The organism is Sporosarcina sp. P13, assembly GCF_002743055.1.
Taxonomy (GTDB): domain Bacteria; phylum Bacillota; class Bacilli; order Bacillales_A; family Planococcaceae; genus Sporosarcina.
Genome location: NZ_PDYM01000038.1, coordinates 1 through 13,657 on the forward strand (window position 1 = coordinate 1; position 13,657 = coordinate 13,657).

Here is a 13,657-nt window from a genome sequence, read left to right on the forward strand (position 1 = left end):
TCTCCACCGCTCTGAAGTCCTTCACTTTGAAGGTGCTAGTCACAGAATTAAGTATCGTGAAACATTATTTCAAGCGTAAACTGTTCAAAACTAATGAGCAAAAACTGTTCAAAATTACTTGACGGTTACATGTTTAAACAAACATGAAAGTTTGACACACACAGGTATCTTAAATTAAGATGGATTTCCTTTGGTTTTGCTAAAAGGGGTTTAAAAGACAATACGGAAATGGAGGGAGCGATAAAATGGAAGAAGTAAAAAAGTTAAATATGGAAATAAATCCTAAATTAGAAGATATAAGGTGTGAAATTACTTTAACAGAATGTGATAAACAGAAATCTATTGAATTAAATGACTTTTATTTGCCAATATATATATCGACAGACTTTGATTATAAGCAAAGTTTATGTGCAAAGTTAGATAACTACTTAAAGGCTATAGAAGGAAGAAAGTTAGTAAGCGAAGAAGTTTATAGGAGGACAGAAGTCAATATAGAAAAGATTAAAGAAGCCATAGATTCTTATTATGATGCTAATATATCTGCGGCTAAAGAAGCCATATTAAAAGTGCTTACTGATTATCGTTCGAATAAATTTATTATATCTAAATTGGATGAATCTCCAGCGGTCAGAGGTATTACTAGAATTAAAAAATCACCTCATGAACCTCCGATGGCTTATGGAGAATTATCTTTTTTTAGGGCGCGTATTGGAACTAGCGGTTTTAGGAAGTCAGATTTTTTACATATTCCATTTAATAAAAGAGGTTACGTTACTACACAGAGATTTAGTATCGCTGGTGTCCCCTGTATGTATTTTGGGTTAACATCTTATGTCTGCTGGTTGGAATTAAACAAGCCTTTAGATAGAGAGTTTAACGTAGCTTCATATGAAGTAAATCCAAATATTAACGTTTTAAATCTTGCTATATCACAAATGCTAATTAATGGTCTATCAAATCTTGAAGAAATGGAGCCTGATGTAAGTAGTTTGATAGAGTTTTTTCCATTAGTTATTGCAACATCTTATAAAGTAGCTGAGGAAAACAGGGGTTTTTATAGTGAATATATAATTTCTCAATTGGTGATGCAATGTTTAACTGAATTAGATATAGACGGTGTCTTTTATATTTCAAAACGGGTAGAAAGGGATTCTGAAAGCTTTCCATATGCAGTAAACTTAGCTGTCCCTATGAAAAACAACTCAGAACTATATAGTGATTTTGCAAAAAAGATCCCTTTAACAAAACCAATAAATTTTGCAGAATATAATAATCTTATTAGGCAACCAAATTCATCTGCAAAGTATTCATCTTATGCGAATTTGTGGGAAGACGTGCCTATGAGCTACATAGGCAAAAGAATTAGATATAGTCAGCTAATATATAGTGGTTTTGATGATTACTTATTTAGTGAAGACCATACTGAAGTGGATGATATCTAAAAAAGTACCAGGTACCGAAACAATTCAGAATTGTCTTGGGACCTGGCACCATTAATTACATAGTATCAATTTCCTGTCTAAATAAGCATCCCGGCAATCGCTGCACTTAATAGATTAGCTAATGTCGCCGCAATGATTGCTCGTAAACCCATCGATGCAATATCTTGTCTTCTTGAAGGTGCAATTCCTCCTAATCCACCGATAACAAGAGCCATCGCACCCAGATTGGCAAATCCACATAGTGCAAAGCTAATAATAACAACACTTTTTGGAGACAGATTCGCAATCTCGGGAGTAAAAGCTGTATACGCGACAAATTCGTTTAATACAACCTTCTGACCTATAAAGGAACCTGCCTTCAAAGCTTCATCCCACGGAACACCGATAAGCAAGGCAATCGGTGAAAATACATAGCCTAAGATTTGTTCTAGAGTTAACGTTCCAAATCCGAAAATTCCGCCAATGGAACCAATAATTGTATTAAGCAAAAATATAAGGGAAATGAACGCAAGTAATAGCGCCCCAACACCTGCGGCAATTTTCAAGCCCTCTGTCGCTCCACGAGCAGCTGCATCAATTACATTCTTTGACTCAGTATCTTTGATCATCTGAATACGTTCAACGTTATTTTGTTTTTCTGTTTCTGGAATGATGATCTTAGCTAATAACAATCCTGCCGGAGCACCCATAAAAGCGGCAGCTAACAAATAATCTATAGGAACGCCCATCATGGCATATCCACCGAGAACTGCACCTGAAACACACGTGAGTCCTCCCACCATAACAGCAAATAACTCCGATTTGGTCATATTTTCAATATAAGGTTTGACAACTAGTGGTGCTTCCGTCGGACCTAGAAAAATATTCGCAGATGCCGACATAGATTCAGTTTCACTCGTTTTCAGTATTTTAGCTAATAATCCACCAATGACTCTAGTTGCCCACTGCATGATACCAAAATAGTAGAGGACGGATATTAATGAAGAAAAGAAGATGATAATGGGTAACACTTGTAATGCAAAGGTAAAACCTGCATTTTCCGCGCCGAGAATTCCTCCAAACAAGAACTGAACTCCAGCATTGGAAGAGTCAATGATTTTTTGAACGATCATTGAAACATACTCAAGAATCGTTTTTCCAAATTCCCATTTCAAAACCATTAAAGCAAAAACGAACTGAAAGGCAAATGCGCCAATGATGGTTCTCGGCTTAATGGCTTTACGATGTTTAGAAAAAGCTAATGCTATTAATAAAATACCTATAATTCCTATTATTCCCCAAATATATTGCATAATTTTTTCCTTTCATTCATCGTCAAATGACATGGAATTTAAGAGTGAGAGGGATTAGAAACAATCCCTCTTTAGTCAATTTTTTGATTTATCCTACATTAAATTGCATTTCACTTTATCGAACGCAAGACCTCGATTAGCATTTCTTTGAATACGTTCCGATCAATTTCTTCACAAACCCGAACATTTTTTGTACGTTCCAAACGATTATTAACATCTACAAGACTGTACCCTTTTGTTAGTTCACCTATTGTTTCAACGTCTACATGATATACATTTGATTTTGTCATAATCTTTTCATTTGCTGCAACAGCAGCTAGTAATGTATCTGGGTGTGTTGTGCCGTTTAATTTGTGAACACTTTTATTAAATTGCATTACAACCTTATTGATATCCTTAAAAAATTGAGAACCCTTTGTCGATAAAGCCTCAATGGTCTGATGATCGTTATCGTCCATAATGGAATATTGAGTGCACATTTCCCAACCAACCATGGTCATGGGGATCCCTGAATGAAGGACAATTTTCGCTGCTTCAGGATCAACAAAGAAATTGTATTCGGCGCTCGGAGTAATATTACCTAACGCATTATTGGTTCCTCCCATAATGTAGAGATGAGGAATATTCGGAACGATAGTCGGATCCTTTTTAATTGCCATTGCAATATTTGTTAATGGTGCGATGGCGATTAAATGGATTTCTCCAGGGTTTTTGTGAACAGTTTCGATCAGAAAATCCACTGCATGACCTTCTGCTGGAGATTGGACCGCCTTCTCAAAAAACGAGTCACCCATTCCATCCTTACCATGTACATCTTCTACAGTACGATGTTCGGTTTCTCCAAGTCCCATTAATGGACGTTTATACCCTTTATAAACGGGGACTTGTTCACTTTTTCCTGCGACTTGAACGGTATAAAGTGCATTTTCAACTTGCTGATCAAATTGAACATTTCCACCGGTAATCATAATGCCTTCTACATCAAAATAATGTAGTGCTGTTAATATGGCAATCGTATCATCACCAGCTGTATCGGTATCAATAATCACTCGTTTTTTGTCTAACATATAGAAGTCCTCTCTATTACCTTTTGGCTAATTCTGTCATATAATCAAAGAACGCATCACGATTCACATCATAAACGACATTCACGGGTCGTCCATCGGTGGTTTCAACTGTACGGCCTTGGCTTGGACCGTCTGTGTGAACAATGCAGTTAATGGTTTGTACTTTTACAAGATCACGCTTGCCAACAAATGCGGTTGTTAACACATCCCACAGATAGTATGTGGAGTTCGTTGAAAAGTGAACAAGAGGGGGTACCATCGCATAACATTGACCAAGAAAATCTACACCAATATTTTGGCGTTCTTTTGCCCAACGCTCACGTACATCTAAAGTTAACGGTACTTGGTTTGTACTTTCAAGTGCCACTAAATCAATTTCTATGCCGGTTTCCCATACACGGGCAGCTGCTTCAGGATCCCAAAAAACGTTCCATTCCGCAGTTCCATCATGTTCAGGTTCATGTACGTTTCCTGCTTCGCGGAATGTACCACCCATCCAAACAAGTCTTTCAATTTTCTCTTCAATTTCAGGAGCTTCATCTAATGCACGCGCAAGATCAGTTAGTGGACCTGTAAATAATAAAGTTGTTTTTTCTTCAGTTGTTAAAACCGTATCTATTAAATGAAGATGTGCTGGTTTCTCCGCCACTGGTGTTACAACTTTTCCAGATTCATTTAAAATCGGTAGGGCATCAACATAAAATGCATGCATACGCCAGTCTTTTGGAAAAGGATTTTTCCCACGAGAATTTGACTCTGCTACGTCAAGACCACCAAAACCAAAGCGATCAATAATTTTTCGGCTCGCAAACACTGCTGGTTCTAAATAACAATCTGCTGGAATGACCGAAACACCTGTGAGTTCAACCGTGTCCATTTTTAGTAATAAAAATAGCGAAATGAGGTCATCAACTCCGCCATCATGATTAAAGTAAATTTTCTTTTTCATATTTTCTCTCGACCCTTCATGGTGAATTTTTTTAAATGCTCGGGAATTCGTCCAACTGTTATCCTGTTGGAATTCTTTATAACATCGCACGTTGTTCCATACCAAGATCAATCGAAATTTGCCTAACGTACCGCTTCGCATGATAGCTTATAAACATCATAAAATATCAAAAAACGCTCCGATAGCTACCGGAGCGTTGACTAGGCATGTGTAAATACAAAAGGGAGTATTGTTTGATCCTTATTCCTTTTAACATTTACCTCGTAGTCAAACCTTTTACGGTGGCTTGGTAGAAACTCTTGGACCATATCTCCAATATTATACGACATTATTCGACATTTTATTCGCGTTCCTAATAATAATAGATATCTTTGGTGCCGTCAATAAAATCGCGAACATTTCATATTATCTTTTATAAAAGTACCAGGTCCCGAAACAATTCAGAATTGTCTTGGGACCTGGTACTTTTAACTATGAATCGTTCCTGTACGGTAGACACTCTTTTCCTTGCCTAATAGTTGCTGTACCATTCACTGTTGTATAAGGCGGGTTTTCAGGTATAACGCTCATGACTAGGAGCCGAACCGAATGATCTTTATAAAACAATTCATCAAATGAAGGGGAAATGGGTGGATCTGTATTTTCATACACCTTTTTTTGTAATTTCTTTATGTCTACATCAAATGGAACCCCTGTTAAAACATTGTCTATTCCCCGAACTCTGTCGGCCAAGCCGAAAACAACACTGCCACCGCCGCCATTTGCCATACAAACAGAGTATTTAATCATTTTATTGATATTTTCTTCCAAAGAACTAAAATTCCACCGTTTAAATTCTAAGTCCTGTGCCTCAAAATCATCCGCAATATGATGATCTAATTGCTGAATGATCCTCATGATTTCGTTTATATTCTTCATAAGCATATCCTCCTTTCTAGCAATAGTTATCTATCTACGATGCAAATATATTAACCGATACTTATACAAAGAAGGCAATCCCTTCCCACAAATGTATTTGCAGGAACTACCTGTTAGTATAAGTATATGTCTGTTTCGTCATGGCTGTTTATACAATCTTCTGGAATTGTACGCTAGCTCCATATTTACAGTAAGCACCAAGTAGTTCATTGATCCATTCAATCGGCTTTAAAAAAGGTACCAGGTCCCAAAGCAATTCAGAATTGTCTTGGGACCTGGTACCTTTAATTAAGTCGAACAGCAAGTTTTCCTTATATTACACATTTCCTTTAACTAATATGGTTGTTACAACAAGCAACATCATCTTGAATTTGACTAAGTACTTCATCGAATGTCACTAACAACTCTCTAATTTGTTGATTTCGCAGTCCATAGTAAACATATTTTCCTTCCTGTCTTCCTACAATGATTCCGCATCCCCTAAGACACGCTAAGTGCTGGGAGATATTGGATTGATTACCTTCCACACTCTCAACAATTTGTGATACTGTTTTTTCACCGTCTATAATGCACTCCAGTATTTGAACTCTAGTTTTATCTCCAAATGCTCTTAAGAACTTTATTTTCAGATCTACATCCATTTTAATCATAGAAATCTCTCCCTTATATTAGACAGTACTAATATGTTTTGTTACTATCACATTAGCAAGCACTAATATGTATGTCAATTACCATCATATTAGTCATTACTAATAAGTGTATCGGGTTAATGTCTGAATTTCATTTATACCGCTGATCCAAAAAAGGAGTGACCTAACTGAAGGTTAACTAAATGATCCCTCTCACTAATCATGTACTGAGAAAGCTTTAGAAAGTAAAAGGGATCGACTTATGCCGAGCTTATTAAAAGAAATCGGATAGTTGGTAAAGCAAAACACACGTAAATAATTGAAGCGGGGGAAAATATGAAAAGAATTATTAGTATGACGTTTTTAATAATAGTGTTGTTATCAAATACCGTTTACGCCCATACGAATTTGACCACTTCTTCACCGATGGATGGGGAAGAAGTAAATGGAGAAGTTTATGAAATTGTTTTAGAGTTTAATACGAGAATTGAAACGACTAGCACAATAAAAGTGTTTGATGAGACTGAAGAGGAAGTCTCTCTTACTACCCAAGTGGATGATAATGTGATGGTCGGGGGCTTCATGTCACCTTTGACTCATGGTACATATACAGTGGAATGGAAAATTATTGGGGCAGATGGTCACCCGATGCAAGGAACGTATTCGTTTATGGTAAGAAAGGGCGAATTGGAAAATCCGGCAGTTTCAGAAGAACCGAAAGAAATACCTGAAGCATCAATAGAAGATTTAGTAGAAAAACCTGTAGTGCAGGTAATTGAAGATTCCTCGAAAATAGCTTCGAATGATGTACTCGTAGTAATCCTTGTGATTTTATTTACTATAGCCGGCGGATTTTTAGGCTGGATTATAGGAAGAAGGAAGAATACATGATTTGGGTTTATATTTCTGAAAGTTTGTTGTATCTATGTTTTTCACTGTTAATGGGAGCGTTTATCATTCAATTTGTTCCTGAACGACTGAAACCGGACATACATATATCTAAACGCTTAATTCAATTTTCTGTAGTAGGAGTCGTGTTCTTTTCGGTTGCACCGGTACTTAGGGTGATTCTGTTTCTTTATGAAGACATCGGTTTCGAATTGACGATGCAAAATGTGCTTACAGGTTTTGAAGTGGGGAAGGCCTGGAATCTCACTGTGATCCTTTCAATTTTCTTCTATCTGTTTGTGTCATTTTTTCCAGTATTGAAAAGCAAGGTCATGTCTGGCATTTCTCTTGTCTTTACATTAATTCTCCTGTTGGCATTAGGGTGGGCGAGTCACGGGGCATCTCTTACTGTATGGAGTGGCTTCGCTTTTCATTCGTTGCACTTTCTAGCTGTTACAGTTTGGATTGGTATTCTCCTTATTGTTGGCTGGTATTCCAAAAACCAAGAGAACTGGCTTGCTTATTTAAGGTGGTTTACGCCTTTGGCAATCGCTTGTTTTCTTACAATAATGGGAACCGGATTATTTCTCATGAAATTGGTAATCGATGTACATGAATATGTAGATGCGTGGACAGTGCCATATGGACAAGCGCTATTAGTGAAGCATCTGAGCGTCATACCTGTTTTATTTTTCGCCTTTATCAATGGGTTTTGGATGAGGTGCAAGCTGAAGATGCAAGAAAAAATTAACCCGATCCCTTGGTTGAAGTTTGAAAGCATCCTATTATTTTTCACTTTTGTTTCGACTGGTGTCTTGGGACAACAGGAACCTCCACATAGTATGAAGATTACGCTTGGCAGCAGCGGTCCATCAGAAATCTTTGCTTATTTTTATCCAGGGATCATTGAGCCATCCATGAGTTTACAATTTGGGCTAAATACGATAAGCCTATTATTTTTTATATTGTCTATCCTCTTTATGTGGTTAATCTTATACAGTTTCAGAAAGAAGGTATCCGCGGTTGCTCCTTTTTTCATGGGAATGTTTTGTATCCTTTCGCTGTATTTTGGCTTAATGGCAAGTATTCAATAATTGAAAAAAATGATGAGAGAAGAGGTTTGTGATGAGTAAGAATAAGAATGTAAACATGAAATTTGTAGTTGCCATAACACTTGTAGTAGCAGTAATTTTGGTGGCAGTAGTCGTTTTTAGCAATAAACAAGAATCTACGTCAACTGAAGTAAAACAAATTGATATTACTGGACAACCTATACTTGGAAAGAAAGATGCTCCGGTCACAATAGTTGAATTTGGTGATTTCAAATGTCCTGCATGTAAATCATGGGGTGAAGTGATTTATCCGAAATTGGTTAGTGACTATATTGAAGCAGGCACAGTTAAATTTTCATTTGTGAACGTATTATTCCATGGAAAAGAGTCGACTTTAGGATCAATTGCTGCCGAATCCGTTTTAGAGAGGAATCCTAATGTTTATTGGGATTTTCATCAAGCATTGTTTGATGCTCAGCCAGCCGAAAATCATCATGCACAGTGGATTACCCTTGAAAGCATCCTTGAAATTGCAAGCGGATTCCCTGAGATTGATCAAACAAGATTAAAAGAAGACATGGAACAACAAGCGACGATGGATCGTGTGAAGCACGACGATGATTTAGTCAAAGAAATCGGTGTTTCTTTGACTCCGACCATTATCATAAATGGAAATATAATAGAGGATCCATTTGATTATGAAGGTATTAAAACTGTAATAGAAAAAGAATTGAAGGATCAAAACTAATGGGTAATTTAGAAAACAAATCCAAGCGACAGGTGTTTTTATTATATATTGCATGGATTGTCTCATTAGTTGCGATGCTTGGCAGCCTGTACTTCAGTGAAATTAAAGGATACATTCCCTGTGAACTGTGTTGGTATCAACGTATCCTCATGTATCCACTTACTTTAATATTAGGGATTGGAACATTCCAGAATGACAGTTCCGTTAAAAGATTTGTACTTCCGTTAGCAATTATTGGAGGAAGCATATCTTTCATGCATTATTTAGAGCAAAAGATACCTGGTTTTGGTGGAATCAAGCCATGCGTGAGTGGCGTGCCTTGTAGTGCGCAGTATATAAATTGGTTTGGGTTTATTACGATACCATTTTTAGCATTAGTGGCATTTGTTCTAATTGCTATCTGTATGTTTTTCATTAAATCAAAGAAACCAATTGTGTAAATAACCTTAAAGAAACCAAAGAAATTGCAGTTGCAATTCTTTGGTTTCTTTTTATTGGAAAATACGATTAAGGGGAGGAGCTTATGAAGTATGGGACTTTTCTAATTGGAGCTGGACTGGCAATCGTGTTGGGACCTGGCACCAATTTTCGATTGCGAACAGATCTGCTTTTGGCTACAAATATATTGTGAATACAATGAAACTATTTACAAAATTCTCCGTCCGTACGTTGATCTATGATTAGATAATAGAAAGGAAGGATCACGATGAAAAAGATTTGGATGACATTTGGCACGGTGGCTCTTGCTCTCAGCCTGCCATTATCGAGTATGGCCGCAAGCAATCAGAAGTTCACGGATGTTCCCGAAACAAAGCACTTTGCGGAGGCGGTCAATGAATTGGCCGAACGTCATATTATTACGGGGTATGCGGACGGTATGTTCAAGCCGGGCAATCCCATCACGCGTGGTCAGGCGGCAGCAATTATTGCGAAGTTGATGGGACTGAATCCGGATTACATGGTGAAGGATCCCGGATTCAAGGACGTCTCGAAAGCGAATGGTTATCATAATGCCATCGCAAAACTTGCGGAACTTGAAGTGATCGGGGGCTATGAAGACGGGAGTTTCGGTCCGAATGATCCCGTCAAACGCGGGCAGTTAGCTTCCATCCTAGTCAAAGCGTTCGATCTGCCGCGCTTTGCTTTCAATGAAAATGAAAATCCATACCATGACGTCAAGGCCAACACCTCGCATGGCGCGAATGTCTTGATTCTTCACAAACTCGGCATTACGACAGGCGTAACGAACGACAGATTTGGCATTAATGAATGGGTGACAAGAGGACAAGCAGCGAAGTTGATGCAACTAACGGAGCGTGTTCATCCCGAGACGCATTCATTAAAGACGTGGGGTTCGATGCTACGATTCTCTGAAATAATGACCGATAAGGACACGGATGAATTTGCGGTCAACTCGGAATTGTATCACGCAGTCATTATTAAAGGCAGACAGACGCCGTCAGGATATACTGGCGATCGCGTACAAGTGACGCCGTTGAAAGAAGGGAGAGGCACGATGCAGTTGGGCGGTAATTATGGTATGGAAAGTCAAAATATCCAACGCTACTATCATAAATACTATGTGGATGTGAAGAAGGTCGATGGTAAATTGAAGGTGCAGTTGCTATACGCGAGCGATGTTTTGAAGACACGCGCGCGACTGAAACTGGCGATGGGTGAAGAGGTTGAAAACATTCGTTTCGTGCGGACAGACGGGGAAGTCCTATCTGGCAACATGCCGTTTGAAGGGTATGCCGATTCACCGGATGTGTTCATTCGAGTCAACAAGCCAGGTAGCTTCATCGCGACAGTCCGCTTTACTGACGGAAAAGAAGCACGCTACGCGGTAGAAGTGAAAGTTCCGGATAAACATATGTTATATTATAAAGTGGAGACGTCAAAGATGCTTGACGTCAACTGAACTTGATTTTTGAAAATGGGTTATAAAAAACATTGAGTGTAGGAACTGAAAAAGCAATTTGAAATACCTGTAGCAAACTTGAGTGAAGGTTTGTTGTTGGTGTTTTCATGCTAATAAAAAAGGTACCATGTCCCGAAACAATTCAGAATTGTCTTGGGCCTGGTACCTTTAATTATTTCTTACGCTTTACTTCGATTCTATAGCCGTCAGGGTCAGTAACAAAGAAGTAAAAAGGAGTTTCGCCTGAAAGTCCTTTCAATTCACCTGTTTCATAAGAAGAAGCTTTACAAATTCTATGCATTTCTTCCAAATCATCTACTGTTACGCCTAAATGACTGAAACCATTTCCTATAACATATGGCTCTGCATCATAATTGTAAGTAAGTTCTATTTGTACTGAAGAACCTGGTGAATTTAGATAGATTAAATCAAATTTATCTTCAGGGAATTCTCTACGACTGGCTACTTCAAAATCAAAAAGCTCAGTATAAAAATCTAATGTAGCATCAATGTCTCTAACACGTAAACAAATTTCAACGAGCACTTGGTTCATATTATCATCCTCCGTAATTTTACTGATTTAATCTTATCATAGATACGATGTAAGTACATTTGATTCGATTGAATAATGTTGATCGTTATTTAAAATGGTTGTAACTGATTTAAAACAGTATGTTTTGAACTCCATTTCTACACTCAGACTCGAATCCCCTTAGAAGTCATCACGGGCGTTGCGCAATTTGATAAAGTCCTCCAATGTTTCCACTTGCAGAAAGAGGTTGATTTCCTTCTCCCTGCCGATCGTTGTCGGGAGTGTCGGCTCTTCTTTTGCACGCAATTCACGGACTTCTTTCAATGCTTTGGAAAATTTTTCATTATCCGGCTGCATGTCATATGCAAAACGTAAATTAGTTTCGGTATACTCGTGACCAGGATAAATATTTACATCATCATCCAAGCGCTTAAATTTCTGCAAGGCTTCATATTGAGCTTCGTAATCACCAGTAAAAACTCGTCCGCATCCTGCTGAAAACAAGGCATCCCCGCAAAAGAGATTATTTCCCATTAAAAAACTGATATGGCCATGTGTATGCCCACCTGTTGCAAAGACTTGGAACGTTTGGCCCAACAAGGTAAAGGTGTCTCCTTCATCTACCACACGATTCACCAAGCCTACCGTTTCTTTTGGTCCAACAATCTGAATTTCTGGATGTCTCGCCATAATCTCCAGTACCCCGCCGGTATGGTCTTCATGCTTATGCGTTAAAAGAATGGCCGCCAAGCGAAGCTGCTTTTCTTCGAGGTAATCAAGAACACCATTCGCTGTTCCCGGATCAACCACAACTGCCTCTGTTTCTTCTTGAATGCACCATATGTAATTATCAGTAAAGGCTTTGATTGGATGAATAATCACCTTACGATTCCTCCTCTTTTCATCTAACTGATTTGCGGCTTGGAGACTAGTTTTTCCTCCATCCGCTGACAAGTTTTGGTTTACCTCACTATCATAACATGGAGGTTAAAAAGGGTACCAGTGTGAGAAACAATCACGAATGTATAAACATTCATGAAAGTTTGGCACACAGGTACCCTTTACTGTTTAGAAACTCAATTACTTTGAGTTTTCCTTTAACCAACCATCAATGAGTGGATAAGTTTCGTTTATCGCCTTACGACCAACGACAACTGAAACATGACCCGTTTCCAGGAGGTGGAATGTCTTGTTTTTACTAGAAATTTTATCGAGAAGCGGTTTCACTTGTTCAGGTCTTGCAATGATATCGCGTGATCCAGATATATTTAGAACATTTCCTTTAATATTACTCAGCTCAACTTTTTGACCTCTTATATATAGCTCATCGTTAATTAATTTATTTTCATGATAAAATTCACGAATCCATTGTCTGAAGGCCTCGCCCGGGAAAGGGATTCCGTCATTTAACCATTTTTGCATAAGCATCCAGTTTTCAACGAATTCCTCATTGTCCGCACGATCTGCAAGAGAAACAAATGGTCCATAGACATTTGCGATTGGATTCAACATTTTGTTGCCAGTATCAATCATATTGTGTGGAATATTACCAAGCGTATCCACTAATTTATCCAAATTAAAGTGGCGTTTATCCAATATGTTCTCGTATAAACCAGTAGTTGAAAAATCAAACGGGCTTGTCATAAATACTAAATTACGAATAGGTAATTCAGGATGAAGAGCCGCAAAAATGGAGGTCATTGTACCACCCATACAATAGCCAAATAAGCTAATCTCGTCGGCATTTGATGTGTGTAATACCTTTTTTACAGCTTTCGGAATATAATCCAAGATAAAGTCATCCAACTTCATATGCCTATCTTCATAACCGGGCGTTCCCCAGTCGAGCAGATAGACATCGTGGCCCTGATTTGTAAGATACTCTATTAAGCTGTTACCTGGTGTTAAATCAAGAATATACGGTTTATTGATCAATGCATAAATCATTAAAATAGGAATTTTATTTGTTTTCTTTAAAGAAGATTGGTAACGGTATAGTTTTGATTTATTTTTTTTCCAAATTACTTCTTTCAGCGTTTGACCGACTTCGGGCTCGGGTTCAGTAGTAAGTACGCCAGCCATTCTTTTCATCCGTTGATAGCTATTCTTTATATCCTCGGGCATTGAATCCATCCATTTATCAAGTTCAGCTACATTTGAATCCATCATATTACTCCTCCTAGTCATTGAAAGGGAACCCCCGATTTGGAAGTTCCTTT

14 protein-coding genes and 1 riboswitch are annotated in these 13,657 nt (G+C 38.1%); of the genes, 6 read left to right on the top strand and 8 right to left on the bottom strand.

The genetic code is table 11. The annotated features are described in order from the left end of the window. Positions 1 to 245: 245 nt before the first annotated feature. Complete coding sequence (locus CSV79_RS13775; protein WP_233201460.1) at positions 246 to 1,442, top strand: RES domain-containing protein; 1,197 nt, start codon at positions 246 to 248, stop codon at positions 1,440 to 1,442. A 77-nt stretch (positions 1,443 to 1,519) separates the two neighbouring features. Here the strand turns inward: CSV79_RS13775 and CSV79_RS13780 are convergent, their stop codons facing one another. From CSV79_RS13780 to CSV79_RS13800, 5 genes are all read right to left on the bottom strand, one after another. Then, positions 1,520 to 2,734, bottom strand: coding sequence for a NupC/NupG family nucleoside CNT transporter (locus tag CSV79_RS13780; protein WP_099689642.1), 1,215 nt, complete (start codon positions 2,732 to 2,734; stop codon positions 1,520 to 1,522). A gap of 110 nt (positions 2,735 to 2,844) precedes the next feature. Continuing rightward, on the bottom strand, positions 2,845 to 3,801 hold the full coding sequence (locus tag CSV79_RS13785) for a nucleoside hydrolase (protein WP_099689643.1): 957 nt from the start codon (positions 3,799 to 3,801) through the stop codon (positions 2,845 to 2,847). A gap of 16 nt (positions 3,802 to 3,817) precedes the next feature. After that, positions 3,818 to 4,750: a nucleoside hydrolase gene (locus tag CSV79_RS13790; RefSeq protein ID WP_099689671.1), complete on the bottom strand. Its 933-nt coding sequence runs from the start codon at positions 4,748 to 4,750 to the stop codon at positions 3,818 to 3,820. A gap of 244 nt (positions 4,751 to 4,994) precedes the next feature. After that, positions 4,995 to 5,096, bottom strand: a riboswitch (purine riboswitch). A gap of 125 nt (positions 5,097 to 5,221) precedes the next feature. Next, complete coding sequence (locus CSV79_RS13795) at positions 5,222 to 5,668, bottom strand: ATP-binding protein (RefSeq protein WP_158232548.1); 447 nt, start codon at positions 5,666 to 5,668, stop codon at positions 5,222 to 5,224. Positions 5,669 to 5,997: 329 nt separating this feature from the next. Beyond that, positions 5,998 to 6,318 carry an ArsR/SmtB family transcription factor gene (locus CSV79_RS13800; protein WP_099689645.1) on the bottom strand — a complete coding sequence of 107 codons (321 nt, stop codon included), beginning with the start codon at positions 6,316 to 6,318 and terminating at the stop codon, positions 5,998 to 6,000. Positions 6,319 to 6,633: 315 nt separating this feature from the next. Between CSV79_RS13800 and CSV79_RS13805 the strand changes: the two genes are divergently transcribed. From CSV79_RS13805 to CSV79_RS13825, 5 genes are all read left to right on the top strand, one after another. Beyond that, on the top strand, positions 6,634 to 7,188 hold the full coding sequence (locus CSV79_RS13805; RefSeq protein WP_099689646.1) for a copper resistance CopC family protein: 555 nt from the start codon (positions 6,634 to 6,636) through the stop codon (positions 7,186 to 7,188). Then, complete coding sequence (locus CSV79_RS13810; protein WP_099689647.1) at positions 7,185 to 8,279, top strand: copper resistance D family protein; 1,095 nt, start codon at positions 7,185 to 7,187, stop codon at positions 8,277 to 8,279. Before CSV79_RS13805 ends, CSV79_RS13810 begins: the two co-directional genes overlap by 4 nt. A gap of 31 nt (positions 8,280 to 8,310) precedes the next feature. Then, positions 8,311 to 8,985 (top strand): DsbA family protein, encoded by a 675-nt coding sequence (locus CSV79_RS13815; RefSeq protein ID WP_099689648.1) that lies wholly within the window; start codon positions 8,311 to 8,313, stop codon positions 8,983 to 8,985. Next, entirely contained in the window at positions 8,985 to 9,425 is a 441-nt protein-coding gene (locus CSV79_RS13820) for a disulfide oxidoreductase (protein WP_099689649.1), read from the top strand. Before CSV79_RS13815 ends, CSV79_RS13820 begins: the two co-directional genes overlap by 1 nt. Positions 9,426 to 9,691: 266 nt before the next feature. Beyond that, positions 9,692 to 10,906, top strand: a complete 1,215-nt coding sequence (locus CSV79_RS13825) for an S-layer homology domain-containing protein (RefSeq protein WP_099689650.1) — start codon at positions 9,692 to 9,694, stop codon at positions 10,904 to 10,906. A gap of 172 nt (positions 10,907 to 11,078) precedes the next feature. On the opposite strand, the gene gloA is transcribed toward CSV79_RS13825, so the two are convergent. The 3 genes from gloA to phaC all read right to left on the bottom strand — a co-directional run bounded on the left by gloA (position 11,079) and on the right by phaC (position 13,604). After that, positions 11,079 to 11,459, bottom strand: coding sequence for a lactoylglutathione lyase (gene gloA, locus CSV79_RS13830; protein ID WP_099689651.1), 381 nt, complete (start codon positions 11,457 to 11,459; stop codon positions 11,079 to 11,081). Between the two features lie 159 nt (positions 11,460 to 11,618). Further along, on the bottom strand, positions 11,619 to 12,320 hold the full coding sequence (gene gloB, locus CSV79_RS13835; protein ID WP_099689652.1) for a hydroxyacylglutathione hydrolase: 702 nt from the start codon (positions 12,318 to 12,320) through the stop codon (positions 11,619 to 11,621). A gap of 198 nt (positions 12,321 to 12,518) precedes the next feature. Continuing rightward, positions 12,519 to 13,604 (bottom strand): class III poly(R)-hydroxyalkanoic acid synthase subunit PhaC, encoded by a 1,086-nt coding sequence (gene phaC / locus CSV79_RS13840; protein WP_369824988.1) that lies wholly within the window; start codon positions 13,602 to 13,604, stop codon positions 12,519 to 12,521. Positions 13,605 to 13,657 lie beyond the last annotated feature (53 nt).

Excerpts from the sequence above, each read along its gene's own strand:
- CSV79_RS13775 (WP_233201460.1), top strand. The coding sequence starts at position 246 with ATGGAAGAAGTAAAAAAGTTAAATATGGAAATAAATCCTAAATTAGAA.
- CSV79_RS13780 (WP_099689642.1), bottom strand. The coding sequence starts at position 2,734 with ATGCAATATATTTGGGGAATAATAGGAATTATAGGTATTTTATTAATA.
- CSV79_RS13785 (WP_099689643.1), bottom strand. The coding sequence starts at position 3,801 with ATGTTAGACAAAAAACGAGTGATTATTGATACCGATACAGCTGGTGAT.
- CSV79_RS13790 (WP_099689671.1), bottom strand. The coding sequence starts at position 4,750 with ATGAAAAAGAAAATTTACTTTAATCATGATGGCGGAGTTGATGACCTC.
- CSV79_RS13795 (WP_158232548.1), bottom strand. The coding sequence starts at position 5,668 with ATGAAGAATATAAACGAAATCATGAGGATCATTCAGCAATTAGATCAT.
- CSV79_RS13800 (WP_099689645.1), bottom strand. The coding sequence starts at position 6,318 with ATGATTAAAATGGATGTAGATCTGAAAATAAAGTTCTTAAGAGCATTT.
- CSV79_RS13805 (WP_099689646.1), top strand. The coding sequence starts at position 6,634 with ATGAAAAGAATTATTAGTATGACGTTTTTAATAATAGTGTTGTTATCA.
- CSV79_RS13810 (WP_099689647.1), top strand. The coding sequence starts at position 7,185 with ATGATTTGGGTTTATATTTCTGAAAGTTTGTTGTATCTATGTTTTTCA.
- CSV79_RS13815 (WP_099689648.1), top strand. The coding sequence starts at position 8,311 with ATGAGTAAGAATAAGAATGTAAACATGAAATTTGTAGTTGCCATAACA.
- CSV79_RS13820 (WP_099689649.1), top strand. The coding sequence starts at position 8,985 with ATGGGTAATTTAGAAAACAAATCCAAGCGACAGGTGTTTTTATTATAT.
- CSV79_RS13825 (WP_099689650.1), top strand. The coding sequence starts at position 9,692 with ATGAAAAAGATTTGGATGACATTTGGCACGGTGGCTCTTGCTCTCAGC.
- gloA (WP_099689651.1), bottom strand. The coding sequence starts at position 11,459 with ATGAACCAAGTGCTCGTTGAAATTTGTTTACGTGTTAGAGACATTGAT.
- phaC (WP_369824988.1), bottom strand. The coding sequence starts at position 13,604 with ATGGATTCAAATGTAGCTGAACTTGATAAATGGATGGATTCAATGCCC.